Origin of the sequence: Vitreoscilla massiliensis, assembly GCF_001457815.1 — a bacterium.
GTDB lineage: Bacteria > Pseudomonadota > Gammaproteobacteria > Burkholderiales > Neisseriaceae > Vitreoscilla > Vitreoscilla massiliensis.
Genome location: NZ_LN898217.1, coordinates 71627 through 82254 on the forward strand (window position 1 = coordinate 71627; position 10628 = coordinate 82254).

A 10628-nucleotide genomic window follows, 5' to 3' on the forward strand; every position below is an offset into this window, starting at 1 on the left:
GGAGAACTCATGTCTTTCACTCAATTGCGCAGCCTTGGTTTGGCCTTTGCAACGGCCAGCTTGTTGGCCGCTTGTGGCGGTGGTCAATCTGCATCCAATACCGCTCCAGCAGCGTCTACTCCAGCTTCGGCCAGTTCGGCTACTGGCGCCGCGCCTGCTACCGATGGCGATAAAGTCTTGAAAGTGGCGATGAATGCCAATTTCCCGCCGTTTGAATCCATGAACCCAAATGGTCAAATCGAGGGCTTTGACGTCGATGTGATGAATGCCATAGCCAAAGAAGAAGGCTTTAAAGTGTCTTATCACCAACAGGCTTGGGACGGCATTTTCGCCAGCTTGAAAGCCGGTGACAACGACATCTTGATTTCGGGTATTACCATTACCGATGAGCGCAAACAGCAAATGCTGTTCTCCGAGCCGTATTACAAAATCACCCAAGTGATATTGGTACCGCAAGGCAAATCCATCAAATCGGTAGAAGACTTGAAAAAAATGGACAAAGTCGGTGTAACTTTGGGCACCACTGGCGATTTGGCGGCGCAAAAAATCTTGGGTGCCACCAGTGAAAAAATCATCCGTTTGGAAAATCTGCCGTTGATGCTGAAAGAAGTGGAAACTGGCGCAGTAGATGCTGTGATTTCAGACAGTGCAGTGGTGGCAGACTATGTGAAGAAAAAAGGCGACAAAGGTTTCACCATGGTGGAAGTGCCTGATTTCACCGTGGAATACTATGGCATCGCCGTGCGTCAAGACGACAAGGCCTTGATGGACAAAATCAATGCTGGTTTGAAAGAAATCCAAGCCAATGGCGAATATGACAAAATTTCAGACAAATATTTCGCTAAATAAGCATTTGGTTTAAGTAGCGGTTTTTGAATCACAGCGTCCTGTAAATTGCACACATCTTGATTGAAATGGTCACAAAATCCATTTTGATGGATAGTCCGATTTACAGGACGCTTTCGTTTGGCTAATATTGATTGACTAGAATCAATGTTCGATATTAATAAGCTCTTGAAAGCGATTTAATTTTTGGGCAAGCACACCTTGTTTTTAGAACTGATGATAGAATAAGCACCGAATTGAATAATTAATCCAATTTTACAGTTAACCTGGCTTAAGGACAAACAATGAAAACGATGTTAAAACTGATGGCAGCCACCGTAATCATGGGCAGTTTATCTGGATGTATTGGCTATGGTTACCAACAAGCGGTGATTACCCCTGAGCAACGTGAGCAAATGGCTTACGATTCACAACGTGTACAAGATGCCGAACGTGTCGAACGTGCTGAACGCCGTGCTGAGCGCCATGAAGAGCGCATGAGCCAAGCAGAAGCTTACCGCCGCGCCACCAGTGGCCAAAACGTTTACATCTTGCATTGATTTACACATCAACAATCGATGACTGACTCATTTATTTTAAGGACTTAATCATGAAAAATTTGCTGATTGTATTGACGGCTTCGGCGGTATTGTTAACCGGTTGTGCGACGGGTGGGTCTGTCGGTGACATGGCCATTGGTGACGATTCAACTGCAATCAAAGCAGGTCGTAACCGTGCTGAAGCGCAATTGTCGCGTGCGGAGTTGGAACAACACCGTCGCCAACGCACCAACGTGTCTGAAGAATTGGATTTGGAACAGAAAAAACGTTCTAACAAGCAACAACAAATCGGTGGCGCCATGGGTACGATTATTGGTGGTGCTGCGACAGTGGGTGCGGTTGCCGGTACCATCAAAGCCTTGGGTTCTTGGTTCTGATACTTGCCAGTGTCAAAAAAGCTGCCTTTCGGCAGCTTTTTTTATGTGGGTTTGTGTTGCTTAACAGAAGTGGCCACATACACAATCACCGCGAGCCAGACCAAGGCATAACCGATGAAGCGCTGCATGTTAAAGGCCTCATGAAACAGCAATAAACCGGTCACAAATTGGGCAGTGGGGGAAATGTATTGAATGATGCCCATTTCGGTCATGGAGATGCGTTTGGCTCCAGCTGCAAACAGCAATAAAGGCACGGAAGTGACGATGCCAGAGCCCACGAGCAAGCCCCAATTCAGTGTGCTTAAGTCCATAAACAAACTGCCTTGCTGGCCTTGCCAGAACAAATACAACACCGCTATGGGCAACATGCACAAGGTTTCTAAGGCCAAGCTCGGCAAAGCTGCCAACGGCGCCAATTTGCGCACCAAGCTGTAAAAACCAAAACTGATGGTCAAACCCAGCGCAATCCAAGGCACGTTGCCATACAGAAACACTAACCACAACACGCCCAAGACAGCGATGCCTATGGCAGCGGCCTGTAAACGGCTCATGCGCTCATTAAAGAAGATGCGTCCCAGTAAAATGCTGAACAAAGGCGACATAAAATAGCCCAAGCTCGCATCCAAAACATGGCTGTTGGTAATCGCCCACAGATATATCAACCAATTGGAGCCCAATAAACAGGCGGAAACGGCAAACACACCCAATAGTTTGGGTGTACGAGCGGCCTGTAACAAAGGTCCAGCTTGGCGCAATACCACCACCAACAATAAGGCAAATACGGTAGACCAGACCACGCGTTGCGCCAAAATTTGGCTGGCTGGCATGGCGGTTTGGGTAATCGGGTACCAATACAGTGGGAATAAACCCCACAAAACATAACAGCTGACTGCGTAGATTAAGCCCTGTTTTTTTTCTTGTGCGGGCAATGATGATGACATGTGTGTTCCTCAGAAAAGTGAAGCCACCTCGCGGTGGCTTATTAGACGGTGGATGGTTTGATTCTAAATCAAATTCAGGTTGTCCACACGTTCAAATACGTGTTTCTTATCGCGGCCCTCTTCCCACAACTTGATCGACAAGCGCAAATCGTTGATGGAGTCGGCATTGCGCAAGGCTTCTTCGTAATCGATTTCGCCAGATGCGTACAAGCGCAGCAAGTGTTGGTCGAAGGTTTGCATGCCTTCTTCTTGGGCACGGTTCATGATGTCTTTGATGCCGCTGATGTCACCTTTGAACACCAAGTCTTGTACCGCTGGATTGTTCAACATGATGTCCATCGCCACGGTGCGGCCTGTACCGTCTTTTTTCAACACCAAGCGTTGGGAAATAATCGCTTTCAGGTTCAAAGCCAAGTCCATGAAAATTTGCGCATGACGGGCTTCATCGTAGAAGTTAATCACACGTTCAATCGCTTGGTTGGCATTGGTGGCGTGCAAGGTACACATACACAAGTGACCGGTTTGCGCCAATTCCATCGCGCGGCTCATCGATTCTTCGTCACGCACCTCACCAACAATCACTACATCCGGTGCTTCACGCATCGCGCTCTTTAAGGCCGCATGCCAGCTTAAAGTATCCATGCCCACTTCGCGTTGGGTGACAATACTCTTGTGGTGGCGGTGCACATACTCGACCGGATCCTCGATGGTGATGATGTGACCTGCCAACAACTTGTTGCGGTGGTCTACCATGCCGGCCATGCTGGTGGATTTACCCGAGCCGGTTGCACCCACCACAATAATCAAGCCGCGCTTTTCCAACGACAAGTCTTTCAGAATCGGTGGCAAACCCAATTCGTCCAAAGTGGCGATTTCGGTATTGATTTTACGCATCACCATGCCGATGCGGCCTTGTTCATGGTAAGCGTTGACACGGAAACGCACTTCGGAATTGGCCTTAATCGCGTAGTTCAATTCCAACTCGTTTTGAAAATCTTTGATTTGCTTCGGTGTCATCGTCGACAACACCGTATCGCGTGTGGTTTCGGCCGAATAGGCTTTCGACGACAGTGGTGTGATTTTGCCGTTGATTTTCACCGCAGGCGGAAATTCGGGCGCGATAAAAATGTCCGACGCGTTTTTTTCAGCCGCGTACAACATGATTTTTTGCAGGTTCAAATATGCTTGTTGCAATTGTTGGGGACCAGCATTGGAAGTGCTGGCATTGGCTGTTGCAGCGGGCATCTCATGATCGGCGTTGGACTGAGCCGCAACATCATTGAGCATGGATAAGAGTTCATTGGTATCGTTAGGCATGGTCGTCACTCAATCAGTTGATTAAATCAGGGTTGGTTGCTTTGCTGCGTGCCATATCCACAGAGATTTGGTTACGGCGCACCAAGTTTTGCAAGCATTGGTCCAAAGTCTGCATGCCGTATTGTTGACCGGTTTGCATCACGGAGCCGATTTGCGCAATCTTGTTTTCACGAATCAAGTTACGTACCGCCGGCGTACTGAGCATGATTTCATGCGCGGCCACACGGCCACTGCCGTCTTTGGTTTTCAATAAGGTTTGTGATATTACCGCGCGCAAGCTCTCAGACAACATCGAGCGCACCATCTCTTTTTCACCAGCAGGGAACACGTCGACAATACGGTCAACGGTTTTGGCGGCACCGGTGGTATGCAAAGTACCGAATACCAAGTGACCGGTTTCGGCTGCGGTCAAGGCCAAGCCTATGGTCTCAGGGTCACGCATCTCACCCACCAGTATCACGTCCGGGTCTTCACGCAAAGCCGATCTTAAGGCATTGGCAAAACTGTGCGTGTGCTCGTGCAATTCACGTTGGTTGACCAAGGCTTTTTTAGACTGATGCACAAACTCGATGGGGTCTTCGATGGTTAAGATGTGGGCAGGGTGGTTTTCATTGATGTAATTAATCATCGCTGCCAAAGTGGTGGATTTGCCCGAGCCGGTTGGGCCGGTAACCAATACCAAACCACGTGGTGTGTCGGAGATTTTTTCAAACACTTTTGGCGCTTGCAATTGTTCTAGCGTCAATACCGTGCTCGGAATGGTACGAAACACCGCCGCAGGGCCACGATTGGACATGAAGGCATTGACACGAAAACGCGCAATATTGGGTAATTCAAACGAAAAGTCGGTTTCCAAGTTTTGTTGGAAGATTTTGCGTTGGTTGTCGTTCATCACATCGGTAATCATGTCGAATACCTGCTCTTGATTGGCCGCAGGCAAGTTGATGCGGCGCACGTCACCGTGTACCCGTATCATCGGTGGCAAGCCCGTGCTGATGTGTAAGTCCGACGCTTTGTTTTTAACGCTAAACGCTAATAAATCAGTAATTTGCATGTTTATCCCTTATGCACACAAACCCCATCTGTGCTACGTTTGCTTTGATTCTCATTCGTGCTGTCAGGCCACGATTGTGATAAGGTTAGATGTTGTTTGTGTTGTTGTTGTCAGTCCATCCGTTACATCGTGGAGCCGTAATATGTCCCAGACCACCTTAATAGAACGATATCAAACGGTTATCGCCCACATTAAGCAATTATCACACCAATACCGTCAAGATGAAACTGCTGTAACGCTGATTGCTGTCAGTAAGACTTTTCCCAGTGACGATATTCGCACGCTTTACCAGCAAGGACAACGTCATTTTGGTGAAAATTACATCCAAGAATGGTCGCAAAAGACCGAACAATTATCAGATTTGGACATAGACTGGCACATCATTGGCCAAATCCAATCGAATAAGAGTCGCATTGTGGCGGAAAAAGCCGCTTGGGTGCACACCATAGACCGCGAAAAAATTGCACGCCGCTTGAGTGAGCAGCGACCAACAGAATGCCCACCGCTCAACGTTTGCATTGAAGTAAATACTTCAGGTAGTGCCGATAAGCACGGTGTGATGGCTGCCGATGTGTTGAATTTGGCGCAGCAAGTGAGCGCATTGCCACAACTGCGTTTGCGCGGTTTGATGTGCGTGCCCAGCCATCCAGAAGACGCGCAACAATTGCAGCAAGAATTTGCATTAATGCAACAGCTATTCAAAGGCTTACAGGCCGCTAATCTGGATGTGGACACTTTATCCATGGGCATGAGTGCCGATATGGAGCAAGCCATCGCCGCTGGTGCGACCCATGTGCGCATCGGTTCGGCCATATTTGGCCAACGCTAAACACCACTAATCCATGCTGTCACACAGCATCAAGAAAGAAAGAACATGCAAAAACTGTATTTTTTAGGCGGCGGCAATATGTGCCAAGCCATCGTGTCGGGTTTGGTGAAGCAAGCCAGCTTTGATATCACTGTTATCGACAACAATGCCGATAAACGCGCACATTTGGAACAGGCGTATGGCGTGCACACAGGCACGGTAGTTCCTGATTTACAGGCCGATGATGTGCTCTTATTGGCAGTGAAACCGCAAGACATGGCTGCAGCCACCGCCCATGTGAAGAGCAATGGTGCGTTGATTTTGTCGATTGCTGCGGGTTTGGACATCGCCACCTTGAGCGCGATGTTAAACAACCCTCGCATCATCCGCATTATGCCCAATACCCCTGCGCAAATTGGCATGGGTGTGGCGGGTGTGTTTGCGCCTGCAAGTTTACAGGCCGCTGACAAACACATTGCCGAACAAATCATGAGTGCTGTGGGGCAAGTGTATTGGCTCGCCGAAGAAAATCGCTTGCACGCCATTACTGGCATCAGTGGCAGCGGCCCTGCATATGTGTTTTATTTGATGGATGCTTTGGCACAAGCGGCGCAAGCGCAAGGTTTTGATGCGGCAACCGCCCGCGAATTGAGCTTGGCCACGTTCAAAGGTGCGGTGGCCTTGGCCGAACAATCGGGTTTGCCATTTGCGCAATTGCAAAAAAATGTCACTTCCAAAGGCGGCACCACTTTCGCCGCGATTACCGCGTTTGAAGCGGCGCACATTGCTGCAGACATACAGGCAGGTGTAGACGCGTGTGTGGCGCGTTCGGAAGAAATGCAAAGCCAATTGGCCAAGGCCAACCACGATGGTTGATGCTGTTTACATGTTGGCATTGGCGTTTGCCATTGTGTGTTTTGCGCGCATGTTGTTGCAAGTGGGGCGTTTGCACATAGACCACCCGTTGGCGCAGTTTTGCATGAAAACCACGCAATGGCTGATTAAGCCCTTGCGCCGCATCGTGCCACCGCTCGGACGCTTTGACATGGCGTCTGTCGTGGCAGCGGTGTTGGTCATTTATTTGGCATACATTGTGGTTGCAATATGGAGATTTCAAGGTTTAAGCGAATTGGGCAATGTGCGCTTTTTGGCGGGCGCGGTGTTTGCCAGCGTGTTGGACACACTCAAAGCTTTCAGCTATGCCTTATTGTTGGGTTTGCTGATTCAATCGGTTTTGAGTTGGCAGCAACGACCCACGCATTTGTTAACCGTGTTGCAGCGCATTTACAGGCCGCTTACCAAACCATTTGCATGGATGCGTTACCGCCAGTTTGATTTTTCTGCCGCGGTATTGGCCTTGATATTGTGGTGGTGGTTGGTGTCGGTATTGCCGTATTTGCAACAAAACTTAAACACTTGGTCTTTACAATAAGCGGTTTATGTGGTTTAAAGTAAGATTCACCAAACCTAATGAGCATTCATCAGGTCTTAAGGCTAATGCGATGAGCCTTAACTTTAAAACATGGACTTAGATTAAATCGGTTGCCGTCAAAGTATGTTACTATGCCGCGCTATTTTTTATAAAAATCAGACCGATTTAACTGACTTGCCGTCTAGCGCGGCGATTGATAAGTAGAGGGGCTAATCATGGCTAAACTTACCGAACAAGACATCATCAACTGGTCAGGACCGGAAGAAGATTACATGAATGAAGATCACTTGGCGTTCTTCAAAGAATTATTGACCAAATTGCAAGAAGAGTTGATCAACAATGCTACGTCGACCACCAATCACTTACAAGAGCAAGTGGTGACGCCTGATCCTGCCGACCGCGCGACTTTGGAAGAAGAATATGCGTTGGAATTGCGCACCCGCGATCGTGAACGCAAATTGTTGACCAAAGTGCAGGCTTCTTTGCGCCAAATCGAAGACGGTTCTTACGGTTTCTGCAAAGATACCGACGAACCCATAGGCTTGAAACGCTTGTTGGCGCGTCCAACTGCGAACTTGTCGGTAGAAGCGCAAGAGCGCCGTGAACAAGTGAAAAAACAATTTGCTGATTGATATCAACAGCATCACCAAGCCGCTGCCAAATGGGGAGCGGCTTTTTTTATTCGCGCAAATTGAGGCAATTGGCATAATTTGTGTTAGTTTCATATCTTGAATTGCCATCACAACAATACATTCAAAAAGAGGGAATAACCATGTTAAGCGCTGTAATCATAGAAGATGAGGTGTTGGCGGCAGAGCGCTTGCGCATCTTGCTGCAAGATTGTCAGGTGACTTTGCTCCACCATTTTGAGCACCCACAAACCGCGTTGGAATGGCTGAGCCAACACCAAGTGGATGTGGCATTTGTGGACATCGGCTTGCCCGAAATCGATGGCTTGCAATTGGTAGAGCGCTTGAATCGCTCATCGGGCGTGCCACCGAAAGTCATTTTTACCACCGCGTATGAAGAACATGCACTGAAAGCATTTGATTTGGCGGCGGTGGATTATTTGTTAAAACCGATCAAAATGACGCGTTTACAGGCCGCATTAGAGCGCATAGAGCCACATAAAAACACCGATGAATTCACCGCATTCAAAGTGATGAGCCGCGAACGCATGGTGGAGATTCCGTGGCAAAAAAGCCGTTATTTGGTGGCAGAAGAAAAAAGCGTGATTTTGGTCACCGCTGATGGTAAAACGTACGACTTACCGAAAACGCTGATTTACTGGGAAGAGCTGCTCGGTGAGCGCGTGATCCGCATCCACCGCAATGCCTTGGTGATGCGACATGGTTTGGATTCATTGGTGCGTTTGCCTGGCAAACACGTGGACGACACCGCCAACTGGGGGGCAAAAATCTTGGATTTGGAAGAGGTTTTGCCTGTAAGCAGAAGACAATTGGCAAATTTGCGCAAGCAAATGCGCGCACGTTAAACGCGTGTACATGAGGACAATATGAGTCAATACATTGACATGCCCCGTTTGGGCTTAGGCACTTGGCGCTTAGAAGGTCAACAAGCCAGTGACACCGTGGCACAAGCCATACAATTGGGCTACCGCCACATTGATACCGCCACCCGTTATGAAAACGAAGCCGCCGTCGGCATCGGTTTGCAACAAAGCGGTGTTGCCCGCAAAGAATTGTTTGTCACCACCAAAATTTGGTACGACCAATTGGCACCAGAGGCAATGCGCCGTTCTGCTGCCGCCAGTTTGGAAAAACTGCAATTGGATATGGTGGATTTGCTGTTGATACATTGGCCCAATCCCGACCCAGCGTGGAACATGGCCGCCAGCTTGGAAACTTTGGCGGAAATCAAACAACAAGGTTGGGCGAAACACATCGGCGTGGCCAATTTCCCTGTCGCCTTATTGCAGCAAGCTTGGGGCATCATCGGTGAGGAATTGAAGGTCAACCAAGTGGAATACCACTTTGCCTTGCAGCAACAAGCCTTGCTCGAATTCACCCAGTCGCACAATATGTTGCTTACTGCCTACAGCCCATTGGCACGCGGCGATTTCAATGACAATCCGGTTTTGCAAGCCATAGCGACCAAACATGGTGCCAATGTCGGCCAAATCGCCTTGGCGTGGTTGTTGCGCCAAGACGGCGTGGCGGCAATACCGAAAGCAAGCAGTGTCGCGCACTTGCAAAGCAATTTACAGGCCGCTGCCATCGCCTTGGATGGCGATGATTTGGCGCAATTGCAAGCCATACCAAAAGACCAGCGTTTGATTAATCCTGATTTTGCGCCGCAATGGGATGCCTAACTGCACGATGATTTACAGGCCGCTTAGCGGCCTGTTGTGTTTCATGTGAAACCAAAGCTTTGCAATACAGCCAATTTCATTCTATACAGGAGAGGATATGAAGCATTTCTTATGGGTATTGACGGTGATGGCCACAATGTCGCATGCAGATGTGGTTCTGTATGGGCCAATTAAAGGTGGTAATGGAGTGACATTTGAATCCACAAATAATAGTGTCGGAGAGATTACCCAAATGGAGGATTACGGTCGACGTATAGCGGATATGGGGTTTTCTAAAGACGCGACTTGCCGTTTGGAATACCGACAAACGGCTAAGGGTAAAGAGATTTGGTTGTTTGGTTTAACCGGAGATTTTGGTATTTGGAATGACACCTATCTGCCCAGTGCTACGGTGCCATGGGAAAAGTGGCCGGCAAAGGTGAAACCAACAGAGATTGCTACTGTGAATGCGCACACCAACGATTGTTATGATTTGCACTTTTGGAGTGGGGACAAAGCCAAAGGTCGCGACTATCCCATTTTAAAAAAACTGCGTTGACTCAGTAAGTGCATCCCGTAAACAAAGTGGCTTCTTATCAAGAGCCACTTTGTTTGCATTTAAAACTTCTCTATACGACAGCCGCGTTGTTTCTTGGCCGTGTCTGCCCACTGCGCCAATTGCGCTTGTTGGTCTGCGCTGGCAGTGCCTGATAAATGCGCTTGCCACACTGGCATAAATTCACTGGCCTTGGTATCGCGCACCACAAAACTGCCCATACACAGGCAATATACTTTGGTATCGACATTGACGCTGGTTTGTTCTTTTAAGCACTGCGCCACATATTGCTGCTCAAATTCGGCACCAAAGCCGTTTTGTTGGGCGGTGGTGTCTTGGGGTTGGGTGGGTTTGCTGCTGGCTTCAGGTGCAGAAGGGGCACAAGCAGACACAATCAGTGCGCTGAGCAAAGACAAGCAGACGGTGGTGTAAGAAGCGTTCATGGTG

Annotated in this window: 14 protein-coding genes; 10 read left to right on the top strand and 4 right to left on the bottom strand. The window is 48.6% G+C overall.

Annotated features, from left to right (window positions below; genetic code table 11):
- Positions 1-9: 9 nt before the first annotated feature.
- The 3 genes from BN3003_RS02560 (at position 10) to BN3003_RS02570 (ending at position 1762) form a co-directional block, all read left to right on the top strand.
- The gene (locus BN3003_RS02560) at positions 10-849 is read left to right on the top strand and encodes a basic amino acid ABC transporter substrate-binding protein (protein ID WP_058305173.1); all 840 of its coding nucleotides are present in this window, start codon (positions 10-12) and stop codon (positions 847-849) included.
- A 281-nt stretch (positions 850-1130) separates the two neighbouring features.
- Positions 1131-1385 carry a hypothetical protein gene (locus BN3003_RS02565; RefSeq protein ID WP_234332995.1) on the top strand — a complete coding sequence of 85 codons (255 nt, stop codon included), beginning with the start codon at positions 1131-1133 and terminating at the stop codon, positions 1383-1385.
- A gap of 50 nt (positions 1386-1435) precedes the next feature.
- On the top strand, positions 1436-1762 hold the full coding sequence (locus BN3003_RS02570; protein ID WP_058305174.1) for an NGK_0946 family protein: 327 nt from the start codon (positions 1436-1438) through the stop codon (positions 1760-1762).
- 41 nt (positions 1763-1803) lie between these two features.
- Here BN3003_RS02570 and rarD read toward each other — a convergent pair whose 3' ends face one another.
- From rarD to BN3003_RS02585, 3 genes are all read right to left on the bottom strand, one after another.
- Positions 1804-2703: an EamA family transporter RarD gene (gene rarD / locus BN3003_RS02575; RefSeq protein WP_058305175.1), complete on the bottom strand. Its 900-nt coding sequence runs from the start codon at positions 2701-2703 to the stop codon at positions 1804-1806.
- A 63-nt stretch (positions 2704-2766) separates the two neighbouring features.
- Complete coding sequence (locus BN3003_RS02580; protein WP_082625505.1) at positions 2767-4020, bottom strand: PilT/PilU family type 4a pilus ATPase; 1254 nt, start codon at positions 4018-4020, stop codon at positions 2767-2769.
- A 13-nt stretch (positions 4021-4033) separates the two neighbouring features.
- A complete protein-coding gene (locus BN3003_RS02585) occupies positions 4034-5074 on the bottom strand; it encodes a type IV pilus twitching motility protein PilT (protein WP_058305176.1) in 1041 nt (346 codons plus the stop codon).
- A gap of 142 nt (positions 5075-5216) precedes the next feature.
- Here BN3003_RS02585 and BN3003_RS02590 point away from each other — a divergent pair, with 142 nt between their 5' ends.
- The 7 genes from BN3003_RS02590 to BN3003_RS02620 all read left to right on the top strand — a co-directional run bounded on the left by BN3003_RS02590 (position 5217) and on the right by BN3003_RS02620 (position 10184).
- The gene (locus BN3003_RS02590) at positions 5217-5903 is read left to right on the top strand and encodes a YggS family pyridoxal phosphate-dependent enzyme (RefSeq protein ID WP_058305177.1); all 687 of its coding nucleotides are present in this window, start codon (positions 5217-5219) and stop codon (positions 5901-5903) included.
- A 45-nt stretch (positions 5904-5948) separates the two neighbouring features.
- A complete protein-coding gene (gene proC, locus BN3003_RS02595; RefSeq protein ID WP_058305178.1) occupies positions 5949-6758 on the top strand; it encodes a pyrroline-5-carboxylate reductase in 810 nt (269 codons plus the stop codon).
- A complete protein-coding gene (locus BN3003_RS02600) occupies positions 6751-7314 on the top strand; it encodes a YggT family protein (RefSeq protein ID WP_058305179.1) in 564 nt (187 codons plus the stop codon). Before proC ends, BN3003_RS02600 begins: the two co-directional genes overlap by 8 nt.
- A gap of 215 nt (positions 7315-7529) precedes the next feature.
- Positions 7530-7946 carry an RNA polymerase-binding protein DksA gene (gene dksA, locus BN3003_RS02605; RefSeq protein ID WP_058305180.1) on the top strand — a complete coding sequence of 139 codons (417 nt, stop codon included), beginning with the start codon at positions 7530-7532 and terminating at the stop codon, positions 7944-7946.
- Positions 7947-8086: 140 nt separating this feature from the next.
- Positions 8087-8809 carry a LytR/AlgR family response regulator transcription factor gene (locus BN3003_RS02610; protein ID WP_058305181.1) on the top strand — a complete coding sequence of 241 codons (723 nt, stop codon included), beginning with the start codon at positions 8087-8089 and terminating at the stop codon, positions 8807-8809.
- A gap of 21 nt (positions 8810-8830) precedes the next feature.
- On the top strand, positions 8831-9646 hold the full coding sequence (locus BN3003_RS02615) for an aldo/keto reductase (RefSeq protein ID WP_058305182.1): 816 nt from the start codon (positions 8831-8833) through the stop codon (positions 9644-9646).
- A 97-nt stretch (positions 9647-9743) separates the two neighbouring features.
- Positions 9744-10184, top strand: coding sequence for a hypothetical protein (locus BN3003_RS02620; RefSeq protein ID WP_058305183.1), 441 nt, complete (start codon positions 9744-9746; stop codon positions 10182-10184).
- Positions 10185-10243: 59 nt separating this feature from the next.
- On the opposite strand, the gene BN3003_RS02625 is transcribed toward BN3003_RS02620, so the two are convergent.
- Positions 10244-10624 (bottom strand): hypothetical protein, encoded by a 381-nt coding sequence (locus tag BN3003_RS02625; protein ID WP_058305184.1) that lies wholly within the window; start codon positions 10622-10624, stop codon positions 10244-10246.
- Positions 10625-10628 lie beyond the last annotated feature (4 nt).

Bases quoted from the DNA above. Each gene is read 5' to 3' on its own strand.
- BN3003_RS02585 (WP_058305176.1), bottom strand. From the start codon at position 5,074: ATGCAAATTACTGATTTATTAGCGTTTAGCGTTAAAAACAAAGCGTCG.
- BN3003_RS02580 (WP_082625505.1), bottom strand. From the start codon at position 4,020: ATGCCTAACGATACCAATGAACTCTTATCCATGCTCAATGATGTTGCG.
- BN3003_RS02620 (WP_058305183.1), top strand. From the start codon at position 9,744: ATGAAGCATTTCTTATGGGTATTGACGGTGATGGCCACAATGTCGCAT.
- BN3003_RS02560 (WP_058305173.1), top strand. From the start codon at position 10: ATGTCTTTCACTCAATTGCGCAGCCTTGGTTTGGCCTTTGCAACGGCC.
- BN3003_RS02590 (WP_058305177.1), top strand. From the start codon at position 5,217: ATGTCCCAGACCACCTTAATAGAACGATATCAAACGGTTATCGCCCAC.
- rarD (WP_058305175.1), bottom strand. From the start codon at position 2,703: ATGTCATCATCATTGCCCGCACAAGAAAAAAAACAGGGCTTAATCTAC.
- proC (WP_058305178.1), top strand. From the start codon at position 5,949: ATGCAAAAACTGTATTTTTTAGGCGGCGGCAATATGTGCCAAGCCATC.
- BN3003_RS02600 (WP_058305179.1), top strand. From the start codon at position 6,751: ATGGTTGATGCTGTTTACATGTTGGCATTGGCGTTTGCCATTGTGTGT.
- BN3003_RS02615 (WP_058305182.1), top strand. From the start codon at position 8,831: ATGAGTCAATACATTGACATGCCCCGTTTGGGCTTAGGCACTTGGCGC.
- BN3003_RS02610 (WP_058305181.1), top strand. From the start codon at position 8,087: ATGTTAAGCGCTGTAATCATAGAAGATGAGGTGTTGGCGGCAGAGCGC.
- BN3003_RS02565 (WP_234332995.1), top strand. From the start codon at position 1,131: ATGAAAACGATGTTAAAACTGATGGCAGCCACCGTAATCATGGGCAGT.
- BN3003_RS02570 (WP_058305174.1), top strand. From the start codon at position 1,436: ATGAAAAATTTGCTGATTGTATTGACGGCTTCGGCGGTATTGTTAACC.
- dksA (WP_058305180.1), top strand. From the start codon at position 7,530: ATGGCTAAACTTACCGAACAAGACATCATCAACTGGTCAGGACCGGAA.
- BN3003_RS02625 (WP_058305184.1), bottom strand. From the start codon at position 10,624: ATGAACGCTTCTTACACCACCGTCTGCTTGTCTTTGCTCAGCGCACTG.